Source organism: Arhodomonas sp. SL1, assembly GCF_052060015.1.
Classification (GTDB): Bacteria; Pseudomonadota; Gammaproteobacteria; order Nitrococcales; family Nitrococcaceae; genus Arhodomonas.
This window is the reverse complement of the sequence record NZ_JBPODZ010000014.1, coordinates 34,565-54,412: the sequence shown is the minus strand read 5'-3', so window position 1 is coordinate 54,412 and position 19,848 is coordinate 34,565. Positions and strand designations below refer to the sequence as shown.

Annotated in this window: 22 protein-coding genes; 12 read left to right on the top strand and 10 right to left on the bottom strand. The window is 70.7% G+C overall.

Features of this window, described 5'->3' with window-relative positions; all coding sequences use genetic code 11:
- Positions 1 to 304: 304 nt before the first annotated feature.
- Positions 305 to 592 carry a hypothetical protein gene (locus ACQ754_RS14935; RefSeq protein WP_440997840.1) on the top strand — a complete coding sequence of 96 codons (288 nt, stop codon included), beginning with the start codon at positions 305 to 307 and terminating at the stop codon, positions 590 to 592.
- Position 593: 1 nt separating this feature from the next.
- On the opposite strand, the gene ACQ754_RS14930 is transcribed toward ACQ754_RS14935, so the two are convergent.
- The gene (locus ACQ754_RS14930) at positions 594 to 1,172 is read right to left on the bottom strand and encodes a YajG family lipoprotein (RefSeq protein WP_440997839.1); all 579 of its coding nucleotides are present in this window, start codon (positions 1,170 to 1,172) and stop codon (positions 594 to 596) included.
- Between the two features lie 198 nt (positions 1,173 to 1,370).
- Between ACQ754_RS14930 and ACQ754_RS14925 the strand changes: the two genes are divergently transcribed.
- Complete coding sequence (locus ACQ754_RS14925) at positions 1,371 to 2,303, top strand: hypothetical protein (protein ID WP_440997838.1); 933 nt, start codon at positions 1,371 to 1,373, stop codon at positions 2,301 to 2,303.
- Positions 2,304 to 2,445: 142 nt separating this feature from the next.
- Here the strand turns inward: ACQ754_RS14925 and ACQ754_RS14920 are convergent, their stop codons facing one another.
- Positions 2,446 to 2,637 carry a hypothetical protein gene (locus tag ACQ754_RS14920; protein ID WP_440997837.1) on the bottom strand — a complete coding sequence of 64 codons (192 nt, stop codon included), beginning with the start codon at positions 2,635 to 2,637 and terminating at the stop codon, positions 2,446 to 2,448.
- Between the two features lie 264 nt (positions 2,638 to 2,901).
- Here ACQ754_RS14920 and ACQ754_RS14915 point away from each other — a divergent pair, with 264 nt between their 5' ends.
- The gene (locus tag ACQ754_RS14915) at positions 2,902 to 3,237 is read left to right on the top strand and encodes a high-potential iron-sulfur protein (protein WP_440997836.1); all 336 of its coding nucleotides are present in this window, start codon (positions 2,902 to 2,904) and stop codon (positions 3,235 to 3,237) included.
- 298 nt (positions 3,238 to 3,535) lie between these two features.
- Here ACQ754_RS14915 and ACQ754_RS14910 read toward each other — a convergent pair whose 3' ends face one another.
- On the bottom strand, positions 3,536 to 4,954 hold the full coding sequence (locus ACQ754_RS14910; RefSeq protein ID WP_440997835.1) for an FAD-binding oxidoreductase: 1,419 nt from the start codon (positions 4,952 to 4,954) through the stop codon (positions 3,536 to 3,538).
- A 36-nt stretch (positions 4,955 to 4,990) separates the two neighbouring features.
- Positions 4,991 to 5,752, bottom strand: a complete 762-nt coding sequence (locus ACQ754_RS14905) for a DUF1461 domain-containing protein (RefSeq protein WP_440997834.1) — start codon at positions 5,750 to 5,752, stop codon at positions 4,991 to 4,993.
- A 43-nt stretch (positions 5,753 to 5,795) separates the two neighbouring features.
- Here ACQ754_RS14905 and ACQ754_RS14900 point away from each other — a divergent pair, with 43 nt between their 5' ends.
- Positions 5,796 to 6,452, top strand: coding sequence for a thiopurine S-methyltransferase (locus tag ACQ754_RS14900; RefSeq protein ID WP_440997833.1), 657 nt, complete (start codon positions 5,796 to 5,798; stop codon positions 6,450 to 6,452).
- 61 nt (positions 6,453 to 6,513) lie between these two features.
- Positions 6,514 to 7,083, top strand: a complete 570-nt coding sequence (locus tag ACQ754_RS14895) for a YfaZ family outer membrane protein (RefSeq protein WP_440997832.1) — start codon at positions 6,514 to 6,516, stop codon at positions 7,081 to 7,083.
- 16 nt (positions 7,084 to 7,099) lie between these two features.
- On the opposite strand, the gene ACQ754_RS14890 is transcribed toward ACQ754_RS14895, so the two are convergent.
- On the bottom strand, positions 7,100 to 7,504 hold the full coding sequence (locus tag ACQ754_RS14890) for a tetratricopeptide repeat protein (protein WP_440997831.1): 405 nt from the start codon (positions 7,502 to 7,504) through the stop codon (positions 7,100 to 7,102).
- On the bottom strand, positions 7,504 to 8,166 hold the full coding sequence (locus ACQ754_RS14885) for a class I SAM-dependent methyltransferase (RefSeq protein WP_440997830.1): 663 nt from the start codon (positions 8,164 to 8,166) through the stop codon (positions 7,504 to 7,506). Before ACQ754_RS14885 ends, ACQ754_RS14890 begins: the two co-directional genes overlap by 1 nt.
- A gap of 41 nt (positions 8,167 to 8,207) precedes the next feature.
- Between ACQ754_RS14885 and ACQ754_RS14880 the strand changes: the two genes are divergently transcribed.
- Both ACQ754_RS14880 and ACQ754_RS14875 read left to right on the top strand, forming a co-directional pair.
- Positions 8,208 to 9,038, top strand: coding sequence for a phosphodiesterase (locus tag ACQ754_RS14880; protein WP_440997829.1), 831 nt, complete (start codon positions 8,208 to 8,210; stop codon positions 9,036 to 9,038).
- Positions 9,035 to 10,081, top strand: a complete 1,047-nt coding sequence (locus tag ACQ754_RS14875; RefSeq protein WP_440997828.1) for a hypothetical protein — start codon at positions 9,035 to 9,037, stop codon at positions 10,079 to 10,081. The genes ACQ754_RS14880 and ACQ754_RS14875 overlap by 4 nt, the downstream gene beginning before the upstream one ends.
- A gap of 1 nt (position 10,082) precedes the next feature.
- Here ACQ754_RS14875 and ACQ754_RS14870 read toward each other — a convergent pair whose 3' ends face one another.
- Entirely contained in the window at positions 10,083 to 10,253 is a 171-nt protein-coding gene (locus ACQ754_RS14870) for a rubredoxin (protein ID WP_440997827.1), read from the bottom strand.
- A gap of 141 nt (positions 10,254 to 10,394) precedes the next feature.
- Here ACQ754_RS14870 and thiE point away from each other — a divergent pair, with 141 nt between their 5' ends.
- From thiE to ACQ754_RS14855, 3 genes are read left to right on the top strand one after another with little or no spacing between them, the layout of a single operon-like run.
- A complete protein-coding gene (thiE, locus tag ACQ754_RS14865) occupies positions 10,395 to 11,069 on the top strand; it encodes a thiamine phosphate synthase (RefSeq protein WP_440997826.1) in 675 nt (224 codons plus the stop codon).
- The gene (gene hemL / locus ACQ754_RS14860; RefSeq protein ID WP_440997825.1) at positions 11,066 to 12,346 is read left to right on the top strand and encodes a glutamate-1-semialdehyde 2,1-aminomutase; all 1,281 of its coding nucleotides are present in this window, start codon (positions 11,066 to 11,068) and stop codon (positions 12,344 to 12,346) included. The genes thiE and hemL overlap by 4 nt, the downstream gene beginning before the upstream one ends.
- 30 nt (positions 12,347 to 12,376) lie before the next feature.
- A complete protein-coding gene (locus ACQ754_RS14855; RefSeq protein ID WP_440997824.1) occupies positions 12,377 to 14,206 on the top strand; it encodes a VTT domain-containing protein in 1,830 nt (609 codons plus the stop codon).
- Between the two features lie 193 nt (positions 14,207 to 14,399).
- Here ACQ754_RS14855 and ACQ754_RS14850 read toward each other — a convergent pair whose 3' ends face one another.
- From ACQ754_RS14850 to ACQ754_RS14840, 3 genes are read right to left on the bottom strand one after another with little or no spacing between them, the layout of a single operon-like run.
- Positions 14,400 to 15,014, bottom strand: coding sequence for a UbiX family flavin prenyltransferase (locus tag ACQ754_RS14850; RefSeq protein ID WP_440997823.1), 615 nt, complete (start codon positions 15,012 to 15,014; stop codon positions 14,400 to 14,402).
- On the bottom strand, positions 15,011 to 16,372 hold the full coding sequence (mpl, locus tag ACQ754_RS14845; protein ID WP_440997822.1) for a UDP-N-acetylmuramate:L-alanyl-gamma-D-glutamyl-meso-diaminopimelate ligase: 1,362 nt from the start codon (positions 16,370 to 16,372) through the stop codon (positions 15,011 to 15,013). The genes ACQ754_RS14850 and mpl overlap by 4 nt, the downstream gene beginning before the upstream one ends.
- Positions 16,365 to 16,865, bottom strand: coding sequence for a hypothetical protein (locus ACQ754_RS14840; protein WP_440997821.1), 501 nt, complete (start codon positions 16,863 to 16,865; stop codon positions 16,365 to 16,367). Before ACQ754_RS14840 ends, mpl begins: the two co-directional genes overlap by 8 nt.
- A gap of 149 nt (positions 16,866 to 17,014) precedes the next feature.
- On the opposite strand from ACQ754_RS14840, the gene ACQ754_RS14835 reads away from it, so the two are divergent.
- Together ACQ754_RS14835 and ACQ754_RS14830 are read left to right on the top strand one after the other, a co-directional pair.
- Complete coding sequence (locus ACQ754_RS14835; RefSeq protein ID WP_440997820.1) at positions 17,015 to 17,980, top strand: TAXI family TRAP transporter solute-binding subunit; 966 nt, start codon at positions 17,015 to 17,017, stop codon at positions 17,978 to 17,980.
- A 50-nt stretch (positions 17,981 to 18,030) separates the two neighbouring features.
- Entirely contained in the window at positions 18,031 to 19,782 is a 1,752-nt protein-coding gene (locus ACQ754_RS14830; RefSeq protein WP_440997819.1) for a TRAP transporter permease, read from the top strand.
- The last annotated feature ends 66 nt before the right edge of the window (positions 19,783 to 19,848 follow it).

Genomic DNA, 19,848 nt, shown 5'->3' with positions numbered 1-19,848 from the left:
TGCTCGCGGGACGAAAACGCCGCCCGGGTGCTGATGAGCTGGGCCGAGCAGCAGTTATCCGGTCGGGAACCGGCCGATGCGTGGAGGGCGGTAAGACCGAATCATCCCCCGGATGAGCCGGCACGCCCAATGAGACGCGAAACTCGCGCCATAGCCTGAAAGGCTTGGCGGGAGTAGTTCATGCCCCTCCTATACCCCGAAATGCGCCGCTCGGCGGTGTCCGGGCCTGTGGCGGCTACGGGTCGGGAGCAGCGCGCTATGCTAGCCGTGGCTGCCCCGCGAACAACCCCCTGTGGAGGCCTGGATGAAGGGAGAGACCGAGCGCCGGAGACGCCGCCTGGGACGGGTGCCGGCGGACATGCGGGTGACGGTCTATCTTCGGGGGCGGTTCGTGGGCGAATACCGTACCCGTGACGTCAACCGTGCCGGCCTGGGGCTGCGGGCCGGGCCGGTGATGCTCTTGCCCGGACTGCATATCGACGTGCAGCTCTATTCCGCCGTCGCCGGCCAGGCAATGCCCCGCCGCATCCCCGCAGTGGTCACCCACTGCCGTAGCAGCGGCATGGGCGTCGCCTTCCGTAGTCGCGGCTGATTTAGCCCCGTCCGGCCAGGAAGTCCACTAGCCGCTGGTCGAAGAGCTCGCGCAGGGCGTCGGCCAGGGCCTTTTCGATCTCTGCGGCGTTGCGTTCCTTGCCCGGTGCGTTGGCGATGCGGCTGTCCCGGCGGGTGGAAGCCTTGGCGGTGATTCGCTCGTTGCCCCGCCAGGCGCGGGCGTTCAGCGTCACGCGGGTCTCCATCTTGCGCGGGATATCGGCGGTGATGACGTGCTCGAGCTCGGTGATTTCGATGAGCAGCCGTGGCGAGGCGCTGTCGGACCAGAGCTCGGCGCTGAAGCCCGCGCGCTGCAGGGTCTCGCCGGCGGCGAGCTTGAGCACGTAGGCCATGTCCTGGGCGGAGGTGATGGGGGCAGCTGGCTGGTCCCGGTTCTCGAGCCGCCCTAGTGCCTTGTCCTCCCGCCGGTCCACGGTTTCCAGGGCAACGCCCGGGCCACCGGCGACGCTGGCCACAGGCTTCGGCGGTTCCACGGAGAGCCGCAGGTTCTGCGGGTTCTGTGCGCAGCCGGCGACGAGGAGGATCAGGGAGAGTAGGGCGAGCAGACGAAAGGGGTGCATGGGGTGAGGCCTCCTCTTGTATGAGCGATATTCAGGTTCTGGTATCAATTCATTCATAAACTTCACGAGTGCCTTGACCTCGCGCCGTTCCCGCTTGAGACTGATTGCGTCAATGAACTCATCCGTTCGGTTTCATTCATACCATTGATCGCTCCCGGCGCGGTGCGCGCTGGAGCCAAGGATACAGGGGGGAAACGCGTGACGCAGCCGAAGAACCCGAATGCCCGGCCCGCGGGGTTGAATCTCGAAGTGGTGCCGCCGGAGCTGCGCAGCGGCGAGCGCGGCGTCGCGGCGGCGCTGGAGAAGGCCGCGGCCATCCACGAGGCTGTGGGGCTCGATGGGATCAATATCCCGGAGATCCGCGAGGAGAGCGGCAAGAGCGACAAGGGCGAGCGGCGCAAGCCCTTCGAACCCCGGGTGGAGCCCCGGGTGCTGGCGCGGCGGATCCGCGACGAGCTCGGCCTGGAGAGCATGATCAACCGCGTGGTGGTGCATCTCGACCGGCAGGCCCAGGCGGATTGGTTCCGCGAGACCTGGGAGGAATACGGCGTGCGCCAGTTCGTGCTGGTGGGCGGCGAGAAGAGTGGGGTGGACTATCCCGGGCCGTCGGTGCCGGAGGCCAACGAGATGATCCGCGGGGCCATCAACGCGCCCGGGCTTCGGGTGGGCAATATCTGCATCCCCACCCGCCGGAACGAGGCGGATCGCATGCGTCGCAAGATGGCGACGGGGGTGGATTTCTTCACCACCCAGATCATCTACCATCCCGAGGAGTTCACCGATCTGGTGGACGCGCTGGTCGATAACGGCCTGCCGGAGGTACCGCCGGAGCTACTGCTCACCCTCTGTCCCGTGAAGGGGCCGCGGAACATCCGCTTCCTGCATTGGCTCGGCGTGAGTATCTCCCCGGATCTGGAGGAGTGGCTGCTCAGCGACGACGAGGGCGTTATGGAGCGTTCCCTGGAGCAGATCGGCTATGCCTGGGACGCCATCAGTGCCCACTGTGCCCGCCGGGCGCCGAAGCTCCCCGTGGGCGTGAGCCTGGCGCCCATCGGCAAGATCCCCCACGAGGCCACCATCCGCCTCGCGCGGAATCTCTCGGGCGCCTCCCTGACCCGCGCGACGGCGTAGGGCCGGGCACCGCACCGCCGGGGGTGGCGGATTGCGGCCTGACGGCCTCCATCCGCCCTACGGGTGCCTGCGCCTTCCGCCCGGGCCCCGGCGCTTTCTCCCGGGCCCTTCCCTCACTTCTCCCGCAATCGGTCCCGGGTGGTCAGCAGAAACAGCCGCCGGAACAGCTCCTCGATGGCCAGTTCCCGGGCCAGGGGGGGTCCGGATCGTTGACGCCGGAGGCCGCCTCCTCCCGCGGATATTCCCAGACCAGGCGCACCCGGTCGGTGTCGGCGTCGCGTAGCTCCAGGCGGGGGTTGTGCCCGTTGAGGTGGGCGTCGATGCGATAGCTCATGGGGCTCTCTCCTCGTTACGTACGTAAATAATAATCGTTCGTGTTAGTGTTTCAAGTCATTGTCCTAAAAAGACTGTGGGACGTGACCCAAGCGGTGCGACGCGTTACATTGAGCATGGTCGTTTCGCACTGCCGCATCGGTGGCAGTCCCTGGAGAGTCAACGAAACCAATCAGGGGTCGGAAACGACCGGGGGACGGGGCGGAGAGCAAGCAGAGGCCGGAGAACCGGCCCGCGAATACCCGCAAGACGCAAGGAGACTGCTATGTCCCAGAGCCATCATGACGAGAGCCGTCGTCGTTTCCTCCGTGCCGGGCTGCTCGGCGTCGCCGCCGCGCCGCTGGGCGCCGCGCTGGTGAGTCGTCAGGCCCAGGCCCAGGACGACATGCCCCAGCTGACCGAGGACGATCCCGCCGCCCAGGCGCTGAGCTACGTGCATGACGCCGCCGAGGCGGGGGGTGCGCGCACGGAAGGTGCCAACTGCGCCAACTGCCAGCTGTTCACCGACCGTGACGGTGCCGAGTGGGGGCCGTGCAGTGCTTTCCCGGGCAAGCTGGTCAACCGCAACGGTTGGTGCTCCGCCTGGGTGGAGGCCTCGTAAGGTCGGCTGCGCCGATGCCGGCATCCGCCCCCGGCGGGTGCCGGCGACTCCCGTGATCCCGCCTTTTTCTCGCCTGCACCTATAGACCGTGAACATGCAGTGTAGGAGCACTGTGCGCGCGAAGGTTCGCCTGCGGGGCAGGCTCCTACACCCCGGCGGTGGTCATGTCCCGTGTAGGAGCGCGCCCTGCGCGCGAAGGTTCGCCTGCAGGGCAGGCTCCTACATCCCCGGTGGTGGCCATCGCCCTCGTAGGAGCGCGCCCTGCGCGCGAATGTTCGCCTAGGGTGTGCGTCGGTGGTCAGTCCCCCGGTGGGACCACCTTCCCGGGATTGAGCCGATCCTCCGGGTCCAGCGCCCGCTTGATCCATCGCATGAGATCCTGCTCCACCGGTGACTTCAGCCGGGCCACCTCCGCCGGCTTGAGCTGGCCGACGCCGTGTTCCGCGGCAAAGGAGCCGTCCAACTCCGCGACGATGTCATGTACCAGGCGGTTGAACTCGTCCCAGCGCCCCAGGAATTCGTCGGCGTCCATACCGGGTGGTTGGCTGAGGTTGAAGTGGATGTTGCCGTCGCCCACATGGCCGAAGGGGCAGGGGCGCACGCCCGGCAGTCGTCGCTCCACCGCGGCGGTGGCGCGCGCCAAGAATTCGGGGATGGCGGGCAGCGGCACGGAGATGTCGTGCTTGATGCTCGCCCCTTCGTGCTTCTGGGCACCGGGGATGGCGTTGCGCAGGGCCCAGAGCCGTTCCCGGTCGGTGGCCTCGGCGGCGACGCGATAATCCCGGGCGATGCCCGCGCTCCGCGCCAGTGCCGCCTCCAGCAGCCCCGGCAGGTCATCGCGCCGGCGGGAGCTGGTAACGTCCAGCAGCACGTACCACGGCCATTGTTGCTCGAAGGGCTCCACGCAGCCGGCGCCGTGGCGCAGGGCGAATTCTACCGGTCTCCGGGCCATGATCTCGAAGGCGGAGAGGGCGTCCCCGGTCTCGGCGCGCAGCAGCGCCAGCAACTCGAGGGTGGTCTCCGGGCCATCGAGCCCCACCAGGGCGGTGGCATGGTGGCGCGGCCGGGGGAAGAGGCGCAGCACGGCGGCGGTGATGATGCCGAGCGTCCCCTCGGCACCGATGAAGAGGTCCTTGAGGTCGTAGCCGCTGTTGTCCTTGCGCAGGGCGCGCAGCCCGTCCCAGATCCGGCCATCGGCGAGCACCACCTCCACCCCGAGCACCAGGTCCCGGGCGTTGCCGTAGCGGAGCACGTTCATGCCGCCGGCGTTGGTGGCCAGATTGCCGCCGATGCGGCACTGCCCCTCCGCGGCGTAGCTCAGGGGGAACAGCCGGTCCGATTCCGCCGCCGCCCGCTGGACATCGGCCAGGATGCAGCCGGCCTCGGCCACCAGGGTGTGGCCCACGGGGTCGACGGCGCGGATGCGGTCCAGCCGTTCCAGTGACAGAATCACCTGACCGCCGCCGGCATCCGGCGCGGCGCCCCCGCAGTGGCCGGTGTTGCCGCCCTGGGGCACGATGCTGATCCCGGCCGCCGCGCACAGTCGCACGCTCTCCGCTACCTCCTCCGTGCTCGCGGGGCGGATGACGGCGCGGCAGCGGCCATGGAACAGGCCGCGCCGCTCCTCGAGGTAGGGCGCCAGCCGTGCCTCGTCGGTGATCACCGCCTCGGGGCCGAGGCGTTGCGCCAGCGCCGGGACCAGCGCGTCCGGTTCCATGGGTTCGTGGCCTCTCGTTGCCGGGGACATCTCGCGTCAATGATCCCATGCCGCCCGGCGCCGGGCCAGCAAACGGTGGACGAGCCAGAGGGTCGAGCCGGCGAGGGCGGCGGTGAGCCCGCCGAGCATCGCCGCCAGCGGGCCGAACAGGTCCGGGGCCTTCATCAGCGTGGTCATCAGCGACTCCTGGTAGTAGAAGAACCACTGGTGGCCGGGGGGAAAGGCCCAGTCATGGAAGCGGGCGAACCAGCCATCGGCGTCGAAGGCCGCGGCGGTGAACGCCAGGGCCAGCGTCGCGATTAGGCCCACGGAGGCCAGCAGGGTCCGGGGGCTGGGCGCCTGGCGCACGCGGGCGAGCCAAGCGATGGCGGCTGCGGCAATCACGGCACCGGCCAGGGCGGCGCGGCGGAGCACGCCCACCCATTCCGCCACCAACCGCAGGTGCTCGATCTCCGGGGTGCGGAGCAGGGGCACCGGTGCGTCGGCGCGGGCGGGGCGGTAGTCCAGCAGGGCGAGGCCGTCGCCACCGCGGTTGATGGCGGCGACGATCTCCGCGAACAGGGCCTGGTGCTCGGTGGCCGAGAGGGTGTGGAAGCCCTCGCGGTAGCGGTTCTGCGGGCCGTACTCGTTGATATGGGCGCCGATGTCGAGCCAGTGGTAGAGCAGCGGATAGGCGAAGTCCATCAGCGAGAGCAGCCCCCAGGCGGTGCCCAGGGCGGCGAGCAGCAGGGCCGGCGGCAGGGCGACGCCGGCGATGGCGGTGGCCGCGCGTTGGGGCGGGGACAGGGCGGATGCCATTGCGCTATCGTACCCGCGCCTTTTGCCGGGAGGGAATCGGACCATGGATGCAGCGTTCTGGTACGCGCGCTGGGAGCGCGGTGAGATCGGCTTCCACCAGCGCGATATCAACCGTTGGTTGCGCCGCTACTGGCCGGGGCTTGGCCTGCCCGACGGCAGTACGGTCTTTGTGCCCTTGTGCGGGGCCAGTCTCGATATGGCCTGGCTGGCGGCCCGCGGCCACCGGGTGGTGGGCATCGAGATCGCCCCCGGGGCCATCCAGCGCTTCTTCGCCGAGCAGGGCTGGCAGGTCCGCCGGCAGCCCGGCCGCATCCCGTTCTGGGAGAGCGGCCCGGTGCGCCTCTACGAGGGGGACTTCTTCGACCTGACCCCGGAGGACCTCCCCGGGGTGGCCGCCATCTACGACCGGGCCGCGCTGATCGCGTTGCCGCCGGAACAGCGCCCGGCCTATGCCCGGCATCTGGCGACCCTGCTGCCTGGCGGCAGCGACGGCCTGCTGATCACCATGGACTATGACCAGGCCGAGATGCGCGGCCCGCCGTTCTCCGTGCCCGAGCCGGAGGTGCGGGCGCTGTTCGCCGATGGTTTCGAGGTGGAACGGCTGATACGGGAGGACACGCTGGAGCGCCATGAGGGCTTCCGCCGTCGCGGGATGACGACGCTTCATGAGCTGGTCTTCCGGCTGCGCCGAAACGGATGACGGCGCCCTGCGCGCGGCCTAGGATGGGCCTATCGTGAACCCTCGCAGTAGGAGACAGGCAATGAACGGCCTCGCCCGCACCCTCACCCTCGCCGGCATCCTGGTGGCCGCCCCCGCCGGTGCCGACTCGCTGGAGCTCAACATCAGCGATGACAGCGCCCGCGCCGGTTTCCGCAGCACCGTGGACAGCGCCAGCGGCCTGGAGGTGGGCGCCGATTGGTTGCACCACCAGGACGACGGTAATGTCTTCGGGGCCGGCATGCTCATGGTCAACGACGCCGCCCCCGGCCGGGGTGCGCTGGACGTCGGCATCGGCGCCAAGCTCTTCCACGCGCGCCTGGACAGCGGCGATGCCGATGGCACCGCGCTGGGGCTGGGTGGGCGCTTTCACTGGACCAGCCCGGACTGGAATCGCCTCGCCTTTGCGGGCCATGGCTATTTTGCCCCGGATGTCACCGCCGGCGGCGACATCGACCGCTACACCGAGCTCGCCGTGCGCACGGAGTACGCCGTGCTGGAGAACGCCCACGCCTATCTCGGCTACCGCAACGTACGCATCGGCAACGAGCGGACGGACGACACCGAGACCTTCGACTCCGCCGTCCACCTCGGGCTGCGCCTGGAGTTCTAGGGCGTGACCGCGGGCCTTACTCGCCGCCGTCGCCCTCCGCCTCCTCGGGCTCCGGATCCGCGAGGCCGCCGCGGGCCCTGTCCTCGGCGGTGACGTTGCCGGCGAGGAGGTCCATGGCCTCGCGGGCTCGGGGGTCGCCGCCGTCCGCGGCGCGGCGGATCCACTGCATCGCCCGGCGGTCATCCTGGCCCACGCCCTGGCCGTAGTAGTACATATAGCCCACGGCGTACTGGGCACGGGCCTGGCCCGATTCCGCGGCCCGTTGCAGGGCGGGGAAGGCCTGCTGGTAGTCGCCCTCGAGCCAGGCGTTGCGCGCCTTGCCGTAGGTGCTGGTGGTCCCGGGTGCTGGGTTGCTGGCGCAGCCGGCCAGGGCAACGGCGAGGGTGGTGGACAGCAGTAGCCGGGTGTGGAGGGTGGCCATCAGCGTTTCCGGGCCAGGGTCAGGCCATCGGCCACCGGGACCAGGCACAGGTCGACGCGCTCGTCGTCGCGCAGCGAGTGGTTGAAGGCGCGTATGGCCTGGGTGGCCTCGTCCTGGGCATCGGGATCGACCACACGGCCGTGCCACAGGGTGTTGTCGACGGCGACTAACCCGCCGGGGCGCAACAGCGCCAGGCCCCGTTCGTAATAGTCGGGGTAGCCCTGTTTATCGGCATCGATGAACATCAGGTCGAAGCCGCCGGCGTCGCCCTCCTCGAGCAGGCCGTCCAGGGTGTCCCGCGCCTCGCCCAGGCGCAGCTCGATGCGCTCGCCAACGCCGGCCGCCTCCCAGTAGCGGCGCGCCATGTCCGTCCATTCGCGGTTGTTGTCGCAGGCAATCAGCCGGCCGTGCTCCGGCAATGCCAGCGCCATGGTCAGGGCGCTGTAGCCGGTGAAGGTGCCGACCTCGATGATCCGGCTCGCCCCAGTTAGCCGCACCAGCATAGCGAGCAGGGCGCCCTCCTCGGGGGCGATCTGCATGCCGGCGTAGGGCATGCCGGCGGTGTCCTCGCGAAGCGTGCGCTGTACCGCGTTCTCGCGCACGCCCTCGCTGATAAGGTAATCCAGCAGCCTGGGATCGATGCCTATGGTGCGATTGCTCATGGGCGGGGCGAATACTCCGGTTCTGTTGCGACGAGGCGAAGATGCCGGCTAACACACCAGAGGCCGGCGGCGGCGTCAAGCCGCTGCGGGTCATCCAGATCAGCGACACGCACCTGCTCGCCGCGGCCGGCGCCGTATTCAACGGCGTGAATACCGAAGAGACGGCCCGGGCGGTGCTCTCGGCGGCAGTGCGGGAGACGCCGGATCCGGACCTTGTTCTGGTCAGTGGGGACCTGGCGGAGGATGGGAGTCCGGCCGCCTATCGCCGGCTTCGTGAGCATCTCCGGGACGCCGGGGTCCCGGTGCTGGTGATCCCGGGCAACCACGATGATCCGGTGGCCATGGCCGCGGTGTTCGATGCCCCCCCGGTGTGCTGGCGGGAGAGCATCCGGGTGGGGGCCTGGCAAGTGGAGTCGCTGAGCTCCCACACGCCGGACGGTCCCCATGGCTGGCTGGGCGAGGACCGGCTGACGGCCCTGGAGTCTCGGCTGGCGGGGGGCACGGGCCCGGTGCTCGTCCAGGTCCATCACCCGCCGGTGGCGGTGGGTTCGCCCTGGCTTGATGCCATGGGGCTGGCCGATGGGGAGCGCCTGCTCCGGTGCCTGCGCGACAGCCAGCGTCGCGTGGTGGTGGTCTGGGGCCATGTGCATCAGGCCTTCGCCAGCTATAGTGGGCGGATAGGCCTGTTCGGTGCGCCCGCCACCTGCGTGCAGTTTATGCCGGGCAGCGAGCGATTCGCGCTGGACGCGCGGCCGCCGGGCTGGCGGTGGCTGACCCTGTACCCCGATGGTCGGCTCGACACCGGGGTCGGGCGACTGGGCGAGGGGGAGCAACGGTCGGGAGGGCATCCGGCCATAGGGGGACAGGGATGACGGAAGAGTCGGGGAACGCCGCGCAGGCCGAGGGGGAGCTGGTCCGTCGCCTGCGCGCGGAGCTCGCCGAGGCCCGGGCCCGGGCCGAGGAAGTGGCGGCCTACTACCGTGGCGAGCTGGAGACCATCCGACAGCGCGCCGAGGAGGACGTCATCCGCCGTCAGGCGGAGGCCGCGGGGCGGCGCAAGCGCGCCGAGGAAGAGGCCGCGCGGCTGGCGGCGGAGCTGGATGCCGTGCGTCGGGAGGCGGAGCAGGCCCAGCGCCGCTACGAGGACCTTCGTACCCAGATCGCCGAGGACCGCGAGGGCGAGGCCCCGGAGGCGACATCCGCCGAGCTGGAGCGCCTGGAGGGGGAGATCGAGGCCCTGCACACCGAGCTGGAGGCCGAGCGGGCGGCCCGTCGGGAGCAGCAACGCACCCATGACCAGGTCCTCGCCGATCAGCGCGCCACCGAGGAGCGCTGGCGTCAGCTGATGGCGCGGCTGCGTCACGGGCTCAAGGCATCGGAGCAGCGTCGTAAGGCCCTGGAGGCGACGGTAAAACGGCAGGCGGCCGCGGCGGAGGCCCGGCGCTGGGACGCCCCGGAGATGGAAGTCGATCCGGGGGCGGGCTGGGGGCAGGTCGCCCTGGGGGTTTCCGACGACCTCGCCGAGGAGTTCGCGGCGGTGGAGGGCGACCGCTCGTTGGATCCGGAGTGGCGCAAGAAGCTGGAGGAACGTTGTCGAGGCGAAGCTGCGGGGACGGACGACGAATCCGTCCCGGACGAGCCGGATTCGGAGACGACGCGCCAGGAGACGGAGGTCCTGCTGGAGGGGCTGCACGTAGACCAGCGCGTTGCCCGGCGCGAGCAAGCCGTCCGGCAAGCGAGTGAGGACGAAGCGGATGCCTCCGTGTTCGAGGCCCGCGAGCCGGGTAGCCCACCCCCGCCACCGGAGAAGATGCGGTCCGTAGCGGGGGATCGTCGCGGCGGGCTGCTCTACCGGCTCGGCTGGGTGGTGCTCGTGCTGCTGGCGGCGGCCCTGGTGGGCCTGGCCTTTCTCTGATTCAGATCTCGATCATCTCGAAGTCCTCTTTGCCCGCCCCGCATTCCGGGCAGGTGAAGTCCTCCGGGATGTCCTCCCAGCGCGTCCCCGCGGGGATGCCCGCGTCCGGCAGGCCCTGCTCCTCTTCGTAGATCCATCCGCAGACGACGCACATGAAGGCTCGGTATTCCATCGCTGTTGCTTCCCCGTGTCGTGGCGCTCCGGTGACGGCCGGTCAGGGTACCGCCTGCGCGGGGGCCGCGGAAGGGATCGCAGTGCGTCGAGTTGGGTTATACACTCGAATGGCTGAATGACAGCCAGGGGAAGCATCATCATGGGGCGTGCACCGGTGATCCGGGGAGTGTATGTGATCACCGACGCCTCGCTGCAGCCGGCGGACCGGCTCGTGGAGTCCGTGGGCGCCGCGCTGCGTGGCGGGGCCAGGGTGGTCCAATATCGGGATAAGGGGGACGACCGTGAGCGGCGCCTCGGCGAGGCGTCGGCCATCGCCCGGGAATGCCGGGATGCCGGCGTGCCGTTCGTGGTCAACGACGACCTCGAGCTGGCTGCCGAGGCCGGCGCCGACGGCGTCCATATCGGTAGGGACGACGGGGGCGTGGCGGAGGCGCGGCGGGTGCTCGGCGCCGGCGCGGTAGTCGGCGTGTCCTGCTACAACGAGTTCGACCGCGCCCTGGAGGCGGAGGCCGCGGGCGCGAGCTATGTGGCCTTCGGGAGCGTATTTCCCTCACGGGTCAAGCCGGACGCCCCGCGGGCGCCGTTGGAGCTCTTCCGCGAGGCGCGCCGCCGGCTCACCATCCCGGTGGTGGGCATCGGCGGCATCAATGCGGACAATGCCGCCGAGGTGATCGCCGCCGGCGCGGACGCCGTGGCGGTGATCAATGCCGTGTTCGACGCGGATGACGTGGCCGCCGCCACACGGCGTATGAGCACCCAAGTGGTTTCTGCCGATACCGTCAATCACAGCATGCATCGGGAATGGGGACTATGAGTCGATCCGCCGAGCTTTTCGCCGAGGCCCGCCAGCACCTGGTAGGCGGGGTCAATTCCGCGGTCCGCGCCTTCCGCTCGGTTGGCGGTGACCCGCCGTTCATGCGCCGCGGCGAGGGGGCGTGGATCGAGGACGAGGACGGCCGCCGCTACGTGGACTACGTCCTCTCCTACGGCCCACTCGCGGTGGGCCATGCCCACCCCGAGGTGGTGGATGCGGTACAGGCCGCCGCTGCCCGCGGGCTGAGCTTCGGTGCCCCCACGGTGGCGGAGACCGAGCTCGCCAAGCGGGTGAAGGCCCTGGTGCCCTCCATTGAGCGCATCCGCCTGGTCAACTCCGGCACCGAGGCGACCATGAGCGCCCTGCGCCTGGCCCGCGGTTATACGGGGCGCGAGAAGATCCTGAAATTCCGGGGCAACTACCACGGCCACGTGGATCCGCTGCTGGTGGAAGCGGGCTCCGGGGTGCTGACCCTGGGCATCCCCGGCTCCCCCGGCGTGCCCGAGGGCGTGGCGGCAGCGACGCTGACCGTGCCCTACAACGACATCGAGGCGGCCCGCGAGGTCTTCGCGCGGTACGGCGAGGACATCGCGGCGGTGATCGTGGAGCCGGTGGCGGGCAACATGAACTGTATCCCCCCGGTGCCGGGCTTCCTCGACGGCCTCCGCGGGCTCTGCGACGACGCCGGGGCGCTGCTCATCTTCGATGAGGTGATGACCGGTTTCCGCGTCGCCCCGGGCGGGGCCCAGGCCCACTACGCCGTGACCCCGGACCTCACCTGCCTGGGCAAGGTCATCGGCGGCGGGCTGCCGGTGGGCGCCGTGGGCGGGCGGGGCGAGGTCATGGCCCATCTCGCCCCCGAGGGCCCTGTCTACCAGGCGGGCACGCTCTCCGGCAATCCGGTGGCCATGGCCGCCGGCATCGCCACCCTGGATGTCCTCACCCGCGACGGTGCCTGGGAGGCGGCGGCGGACTATGCCCGGCGGCTCACCGAGGGGCTCACCGAGCGGGCCCGTGCCGCCGGCGTACCGTTCGCCACCAACCGGGTGGGGACCATGATGGGCCTGTTCTTCACGGACGCCGGCGCGGTGCAGGGCTTCGAGGACGTGGCCGCCTGTGACGCCGATGCCTTCCGGCGCTTCTTCCACGCCATGCTCGATGGCGGGGTGTACCTGGCGCCGTCGGCGTTCGAGGCCGCCTTTGTCTCCACCGCCCATGACGAGGTGGCACTGGCCCATACCCTGGACGTAGCGGAGCGCGCCTTTGCCGCACTCTAGGCCGGCGGGCGGGCACCGGCGGGCCTGATCATGGAGTGGCTGGATCCGCTGCTCGCCTGGCTCGCCGGCCGTGCCCACTGGGCCGGCCCGCTGCTCGGGGCGGTGGCCTTTGCCGAATCCCTGGCCCTGATCGGCTTCTTCGTGCCGGGCGCCGTCGCCATGTTCGTGGCGGGCGCCCTGGTGGGCACCGGCCATTTGGAGTTCTGGTCGCTGTATGCCTGGGCCGTGGCCGGGGCCATCCTCGGTGACACGGCAAGCTTCTGGCTCGGCACCCATTTCGGCGGGGCGTTGCGCCGCCGCTGGCCCTTCCGTCGCCATCCCCAGCTCCTCGAGCGGGGGATGCGCTTCTTCGCCGACCATGGCGGCAAGAGCGTGCTTCTTGGCCGTTTCATCGGACCGTTGCGTGGTATCACCCCGGCGGTGGCGGGGATGCTGGACATGCCGGCCTGGCGGTTTATGGCGGTGAACGTGTGTTCGGCCTTTGCCTGGGCCCCCGCCTATCTCCTCCCGGGTGTGGTCTTCGGCGCCTCGCTGGCAGTGGCCGGCAGCGTCGCCACACGGCTCGCGACCCTGGTGGTGGGGGCGCTGGTAGTGGGTTGGCTGCTGTGGCGCCTGCCCGGCTGGCTCCACCCGCTGATGCGCCGGCGCGTCAGCCGCATGGTGGGGCGCTCCCAACGGGCCCGGCCCTTTCGGGGGCTCCGCCATCCCGCCGGCGCGCTGTGGCTGGCGGCCGCGCTGGCCCTGGTGGCGGTGGTGGCCTCGGTGTGGATCTGGCCGGTGCCGGCGCCCTGGGAGCGCGTGGTGGTGGAGATAGCCGATACCTACCGCACCGACGCGTCCCGCCGGCTGCTCTGGTTGACCACCCAGCTCGGCGGCACGCTGGCCGTCCTACTCGCCGCCGTGGCGGCGGCAGCAGCGCTTGCCACAGGGCGGCGCTGGCGTACCGCCGCCGTCTACCTGGCGGGGATCGCGGGCACCGTGGGTATTGGCTATGCGATGAAGTACGGGTTCGCGGTGCCGCGGCCCAACGCACTCACCGGGGACGGCTTCGGCTATGCCTTCCCCAGTGGCCACAGCTTCGGTATCACCGTGCTGGTGCTCGCCACCGCGGTGCTGGTGGCGCCCCCGGGCTGGCGACCACGTCACTGGCTCTATCTCGGGATGGGCCTTGCCGCCTGGCTGGTCGCCCTGACCCGCATCGGCCTGGGCGTGCATTGGCCGCGGGACGTCCTCGCCGGGGTTGCCCTGGGGGCCGTGGGCGCCGCGATCCCTGCCCTGCTGGGCCCGGGCCGCTGTCCCTTCCCCCTGCGGCGACGCGTCCTGTTGGCCGCGATCCCCGCGCTGCTGCTCGGGGCGGCGTTGAACGCCGTCGCCCGCTTCCCGGAGGCCCTGGCGCGCTATCCGGTGGCCGAGGACCGCCCCGTGGTGGAGGATGCGGCCGTTTGTGCCCGGCCTGTCGGCGTACGTCCGCTGACCCGGGTATGGCAGGGGGATCGCGCCGACCTGCAGGCGGCCCTGCGTGAGAGCGGCTGGCAGGTGGTGCCGGCCTGGCGCCTGCAGTCCACCCTGCGCTGGCTGAGCCCGGATCCGGATCCCGCCCGCTTGCCGGTGCTGCCGCGCATCGGGGCCGGCCGCTGGCCGGTGGGGGCGTGGTTGCGGGTCACCGGCGAGGGCGAGCGGCGACTGGTCTATTTCTGGTGGGACGCCCGCGGTCGCAGCGCGCCCGTCTGGCGGGTCGGGGCCTTCCGCGAGCGCCTGTTGCCGAGCTGGCCGCTGGTGTTCGTAGCGGCCACCCCCGTGCCGCCGCCGGAGGGTCCCCTCCGCGCCGCCGGCCGCCTCTGTCCCCCGCCGCAAGGGTAAGGCGGATGGAGGCCGTCAGGCCGTAATCCGCCGGGATGGCGGGCTTCCCTTCCCGCCACCCACCCCGTCGCCGCTATCGGAATCCGTGTAGGAGCGCGTCGCGCGCGCGAACATTGGCCTGCCGGGCAGGCTCCTACAATCGGTGGTGGTGTCGGTAGGGCGGACGAAGTCCGCCAACCCCGCTCCCCAAGCGTCATTCACTCGATTGACCCCAGCGCGGGCCGAGGTGGTTGTCCACCCCGAGCTGGTCGAGCACGCGTGCGACCACGAAGTCCACCAGGGCGTCGATGTCCGCCGGGCGGTGGTAGAAGCCGGGGTTGGCCGGTAGCACTATCGCGCCCATGCGGCTGAGCCGCAGCATGTTCTCCAGGTGGATTTCGGACAGCGGCGTCTCCCGGGGCACCAGGATCAGCCGGCCGCGTTCCTTCAGGACAACGTCGGCGGCGCGCTCGATGAGCCCATCGCTGGTGCCGACGGCGATGCGTGCCAGGCTGCCCGTGGTGCAGGGGCAGACGACCATGCGGCGGGGGGCGCCGGAGCCGGAGGCCACCGGCGCGGTCCACTGTTTCGCACTGAACACGGTGAGGTGCTCGGCGCTGACGCCCAGGTGGGCCGCGAGCGCGGCGGCGGTCTCGGCGCTGCGGCCGGGCAGAGCCAGGTCTTCCTCCATCTTGAGTACCAGGCGCCCGGCCTCCGAGATGAGGAGGTACACCCGCTCCCCCGCCGCGAGCAGCGCCCGGACCAGGCGTAGCCCGTAGATGCCCCCGGAGGCCCCGGTGATGGCGACGGTGACCGCGTGGTCGATCATGGGCGGGTGTCCTCCAACGCCAGGGCTTGGAGCAGCCGCTCGTGGATGCCGCCGAAGCCGCCGTTGCTCATCACTACCACCGTGTCGCCGGGCAGCGCCGCCGCGGCCACCGCCGCGATCAGCTCGTCGATCGTGCCGGCGCAGTGGGCCCGCTCCCCCAGTGGCGCCAGTGTCCGGGCGACGTCCCAGCCCAGATCCGCAGGCATAAACACGAACGCCTGGTCCGCCGCGGCCAGGCTGTCCGCGAGGGTTTGCCGGTGCACGCCCAGGCGCATGGTGTTCGAGCGCGGCTCGAGCACGGCCAGGAGCCTCCCGGGGTGGTCGTGGCCCAGGGCCGCCAGGGTCGCCGCGATGGCGGTGGGGTGATGGGCGAAGTCGTCGATGACGCGCACCCCGCCGGCCTCGCCTCGAACCTCCAGCCGCCGGCGTACGCCGGTGAAACCGGCCAGGGCCTCCACGCCGAGGGCCAGTGGCACACCGGCGTAGCGGGCGGCGAGCAGGGCGGCGGCGGCGTTGCGGGCGTTGTGGGTGCCCGGTAGCGGGGCGTCGAAGCGGAGCGCTTCATCGCCGTCCAGTCGCCAGCCCTCGCCGTCGGTGGTCAGCTGCCAGTCGTTGCCGGCGCCGGCGCCCAGGCGTTCCGTAGCGCTCCAGCAGCCCATGGCCAGGGTCCCGGCAAGGGCTTCGTCGTCACCGTTGACCAGGATCCGACCGGATCCCGGCACGGTGCGGATCAGATGATGGAACTGGCGCTGGATGGCGGCCAGGTCCGGGAAGATGTCCGCGTGGTCGTACTCCAGGTTATTGAGCACCAGGGTCCGCGGCCGGAAATGGACGAACTTGCTGCGCTTGTCGAAGAAGGCGGTGTCGTATTCGTCGGCCTCGATGACGAAGAACGGGCCCCGGCCGAGGCGGGCGGAACGGCCGAAGTTGCCGGGCACGCCGCCGATGAGGAAGCCCGGTTCCAGGCCCGCGTATTCCAGGATCCAGGCCAGCAGGCTTGCCGTGGTGGTCTTGCCGTGGGTGCCGGCCACTGCCAGGACCCAGCGCCCGCGCAGCACCTGGCGGGCCAGCCACTCCGGCCCCGAGGTGTAGTCGCGGCCGGCATCCAGCACCGCCTCCACCGCCGGGTTGCCACGGGACAGGGCGTTGCCGATCACCACCTCGCCGGCCGCGGGCAGGCCGTCGGGGGCCCAGCCCTCGCGCAGGGCGATGCCGGCGTCGGCGAGCATGGTGCTCATGGGCGGGTATACGCCGGCGTCGGCACCGCTGACGCGAAAGCCGGATTCCCGGGCCAGCAGTGCGATGCCGCCCATGAAGGTGCCGCAGATGCCCAGTATGTCGATATCCGGCTCAGGCATGGAGCCACTCCAGGAGCAGGCCGGAACCGATCATCAGGGCCAGGGCCCAGGCGACCCCCAGGCTCATGCCGGTGTCCAGGGCGTGACGGAAGATGTGGCCGACGATGGCGACGTTCCAGACCACCAGCACCAGCAGCGCCAGCGAGGCGACCGGTGCCTGGCCGGGGACCAGGGTGAGAACCACCAGGGCGATGGCGGAGATCACGACGTCGGTGGCGAACAGCGCGCTAGCGGTCTGCACCAGGCGGTTGCCCAGGCCGTGGGCCTGCAGCAGCCCGTAGGCAAAGGCGAAGGTGACCACCAGGCCGACGATGACGTCCATGCCCGGGGTGCCCGTCGCCTCCGGCAGCGCGCGCATCGTGGGATAGCCGACCAGGGCGCTGGCGGCGATGGCCAGGCCGAGCAGGCTGGTGGAGGCCGGCAGGTCCTGCGGGCCGCGTCGCAGCAAGCAGATGTCGAGGACGATGCGGGCGATGTGTTGCAGCGGCGGCATTCGCTCTCCGTGATCCTGAGGGGCGGAGCCCTGACGCTGGGCATGGTAACCGCTTAGCGTGCCGCATTCATGCCCGCCGCCGGCTTGAGCGGTGCCGGGGCGGCGGGCAGAATCGGCGGCCATCAAGCGATGCGAGAGGGGAGAGAGTCATGGGCATGCTTCGACGCGCTATTTGGGCCACCGTCACCGCCGCGCTCGTCGCCACCCTGGTGGCACCAGCGGCCGCGCAGACACGGGTGACCTACAAGTCCGCCGCCGCCGGCACCGCCTATTACCAGATGGGGGTCGAGCTTTCGGAGGCGATCAAGGCCGGCACCGACGGCGACGTGGTGGTGACCCTGGAGGAGAGCCAGGGCTCGGTCCAGAACGTCATGGCGGTGATGCAGCGCAGCGGCAACTACGTGTTCACCACGCCGCCGGCGCTGGTGAACAAGGCCATGGCGGCGGAGGCACCCTTCGAGGGCCGGCCGACATCGGCCTTCGAGGGGATCCGTGGGCTTTTCCCCATCCCCGCGCTCACCATGCACTGGGTGGTGGCGGGAGATGGCGGCCTGCTTGGCCTGGAGGACCTAGCGGGCAAGCATATCCTTATCGGCCGCGGCAGCTTCGGTGCACGGGAGGCCCGGCGCTATCTGGAGCTGTTCGATCTCATCGATGACGTGCGCATCGCCGACGCCGACATCGGCAGCGGCCCGGATGCGCTGAAGAACGGCCAGATCGACGGGTTCGTTACCGCGAGCACCTTCCCCGCACCCAACGTCATCGAGACGGCGGCGAGCATGGACATCAGCCTCGTATCCCTCAGCGACGAGGAGATCGAGGCCACCGGCGCCGCCCATCAGACCATCCCCGGCGGTACCTATGCGGGCATCGATGCCGACGTGGAGACCACCTCGCTGCCGGTGATCGCCTATACCACCGCCGCCATGGATGAGCAGACCGCCTACACCATCACCCGCAGCTTCTGGGAGCGCCGTGAGGCCATGGCCGAGGAGTCCCCCTGGTGGGCGGGTGTCACCCCGGAGATGGTCGGCAATATCGCCGGCACGCTGCATCCGGGGGCGCTGCGCTACTATGACGAGGCGGGGATAGAGGTGCCGGAGCGGCTTCGCTGAGCGGCTGACGCGGCGCCTTGGATACCCCCGAAGCGCAGCCGCGCGGGTGGATGGCCCTGGGTGCGATCTCCGTGGCCTTCCACCTGGGGTTGATCTTCTACGGGCTGGCCCCGGCGCTCATCGCCCGGCCCATCCACATGGCCCTGGTGCTGCCGTGGATCCTGATCTACGCGGCGGCCGGCCCGTGGCAGCGCTGGAGCGGGTGGGTGCTTACCCTGGCGGGCGTGGCCGCCTGCCTCTATATCGCCGCCAATGAGCCGGCCCTTGCGGACCAGTACGGCTTTATCGAGGGGCCGTTCCAGATGGCGGTGGGGCTGTTCCTGCTGTTACTGGCCCTGGAGACCGCGCGCCGGGCCATCGGCTGGCCGTTGCCCGCGGTGGCCGCGGCGGCGCTGCTCTATGCCGCCTTCGGCGAACACATCCCCGGGGAATACGGTCATCCGGGCCAGCCCCTGGGCAGCGTGGTGGGGTCGTTGACCATCGCCGAGGGCGGGCTCTGGGGCTCGCTCACCGGTGTGAGCGTGGGCATCGTGGCGATCTTCGTGATCTTCGGTGCGGTGATCAACGCCGGCGAGGCGGGACAGGGCTTCATGAACCTGGCGAGTGCCGTCGCCGGGCGGCTGCGCGGCGGTGCGGCGAAGGTCTCGGTGATCTCCTCGGCGCTGCTCGGCTCCATCTCGGGTTCCGCGTCGGCCAACGTGGCCTCCACCGGCTCCATCACCATCCCGTCGATGATCCGGCTGGGCTACCCCCGCTCGCTCGCGGCCGCGGTGGAGGCAGTGGCCTCCTCCGGCGGCCAGATCATGCCGCCGCTGATGGGGGCGGGGGCGTTTGTCATGGTCGAGCTCACCGGCATCCCCTACGCCGAGATCATGGCAGCGGCGGTGCTGCCGGCGCTGCTTTTTTTCGCCACCGTGTGGTTCGGCATCAACGCCTTCGCCAGCCGCCACGACCTCCGGCCCCTGGCCGCCAGCGAACGCCCGGCGGGGCGGACGCTGCTGACCACCGCGCTGTTCTTCGTCCTGCCCTTCGGGGTGTTGCTGGAGCGGATCTTCAACGGCGGGGTCACGCCGCAGTATGCCGCGAGCATCGCCATCTTCACCGCCGCCGCGCTGCTGCTGTTCGACGCGCGCCTGCGTTTCTCGCTGCCGGCGTTCCTGCGCCGTTTCGGCGCGGCGCTGCTCATCGCCGGTCGCCAGGTTGCGGTGATCGGCTCGATCATCCTCTGCGCATCGCTGGTGATCGGCGTGCTGGGAATGACCGGGCTCGGGGTGAAGATCACCTCGGCCATCCTGGCCCTGTCCGGCGATACCCTGTGGCCGGCGCTGCTGCTCACTGCCCTGGCCTGCCTGGCCCTGGGCATGGAGGTGCCCACCACCGCCGCCTATGTGATCTGTGTCTCGGTGGCGGGGCCGGCGCTGACGGAGCTGGGGGTGGCGCCGTTGCTCGCCCACCTGTTCGTGTTCTGGTATGCGCTGCTGTCCACCATCACCCCGCCGGTCTGCGGCGGGGTGTTCATCGCCGCCGGTATGGCCGGGGAGAACTGGCTGCGGGTGGCGGTACGGGCCATGGCTCTGGGCCTGGGGCTGTACGTCATTCCCCTGGCCATGGTGGCCAGCCCCGAGGTGCTGGGCCTGGCCGAGGATCCCCTGGCCGCCGTTGCCGCATTCGCGCGGATCGCGCTCGCCCTGGTCGCGATCAGCCACGGGCTGATCGCCCGACGTGCGGTCGGGCTGCGGGTGCTGTTCGTCGGTGCCGGTCTGGCCCTGATCTTCCTCTGGCCGGCGGTGACGGGCGGCTGATTCCCGGGTCGTGTGGTCGCCGGGGGGCGGCCTTAGTAGAATCCGCCTGTCACGTCCCCGAACGGC

Coding starts and splice junctions, on each gene's coding strand:
- ACQ754_RS14935 (WP_440997840.1), top strand. CDS start 305: ATGAAGGGAGAGACCGAGCGCCGGAGACGCCGCCTGGGACGGGTGCCG.
- ACQ754_RS14930 (WP_440997839.1), bottom strand. CDS start 1,172: ATGCACCCCTTTCGTCTGCTCGCCCTACTCTCCCTGATCCTCCTCGTC.
- ACQ754_RS14920 (WP_440997837.1), bottom strand. CDS start 2,637: ATGAGCTATCGCATCGACGCCCACCTCAACGGGCACAACCCCCGCCTG.
- ACQ754_RS14915 (WP_440997836.1), top strand. CDS start 2,902: ATGTCCCAGAGCCATCATGACGAGAGCCGTCGTCGTTTCCTCCGTGCC.
- ACQ754_RS14910 (WP_440997835.1), bottom strand. CDS start 4,954: ATGGAACCGGACGCGCTGGTCCCGGCGCTGGCGCAACGCCTCGGCCCC.
- ACQ754_RS14905 (WP_440997834.1), bottom strand. CDS start 5,752: ATGGCATCCGCCCTGTCCCCGCCCCAACGCGCGGCCACCGCCATCGCC.
- ACQ754_RS14900 (WP_440997833.1), top strand. CDS start 5,796: ATGGATGCAGCGTTCTGGTACGCGCGCTGGGAGCGCGGTGAGATCGGC.
- ACQ754_RS14895 (WP_440997832.1), top strand. CDS start 6,514: ATGAACGGCCTCGCCCGCACCCTCACCCTCGCCGGCATCCTGGTGGCC.
- ACQ754_RS14890 (WP_440997831.1), bottom strand. CDS start 7,504: ATGGCCACCCTCCACACCCGGCTACTGCTGTCCACCACCCTCGCCGTT.
- ACQ754_RS14885 (WP_440997830.1), bottom strand. CDS start 8,166: ATGAGCAATCGCACCATAGGCATCGATCCCAGGCTGCTGGATTACCTT.
- ACQ754_RS14880 (WP_440997829.1), top strand. CDS start 8,208: ATGCCGGCTAACACACCAGAGGCCGGCGGCGGCGTCAAGCCGCTGCGG.
- ACQ754_RS14875 (WP_440997828.1), top strand. CDS start 9,035: ATGACGGAAGAGTCGGGGAACGCCGCGCAGGCCGAGGGGGAGCTGGTC.
- ACQ754_RS14870 (WP_440997827.1), bottom strand. CDS start 10,253: ATGGAATACCGAGCCTTCATGTGCGTCGTCTGCGGATGGATCTACGAA.
- thiE (WP_440997826.1), top strand. CDS start 10,395: ATGGGGCGTGCACCGGTGATCCGGGGAGTGTATGTGATCACCGACGCC.
- hemL (WP_440997825.1), top strand. CDS start 11,066: ATGAGTCGATCCGCCGAGCTTTTCGCCGAGGCCCGCCAGCACCTGGTA.
- ACQ754_RS14855 (WP_440997824.1), top strand. CDS start 12,377: ATGGAGTGGCTGGATCCGCTGCTCGCCTGGCTCGCCGGCCGTGCCCAC.
- ACQ754_RS14850 (WP_440997823.1), bottom strand. CDS start 15,014: ATGATCGACCACGCGGTCACCGTCGCCATCACCGGGGCCTCCGGGGGC.
- mpl (WP_440997822.1), bottom strand. CDS start 16,372: ATGCCTGAGCCGGATATCGACATACTGGGCATCTGCGGCACCTTCATG.
- ACQ754_RS14840 (WP_440997821.1), bottom strand. CDS start 16,865: ATGCCGCCGCTGCAACACATCGCCCGCATCGTCCTCGACATCTGCTTG.
- ACQ754_RS14835 (WP_440997820.1), top strand. CDS start 17,015: ATGGGCATGCTTCGACGCGCTATTTGGGCCACCGTCACCGCCGCGCTC.
- ACQ754_RS14830 (WP_440997819.1), top strand. CDS start 18,031: ATGGCCCTGGGTGCGATCTCCGTGGCCTTCCACCTGGGGTTGATCTTC.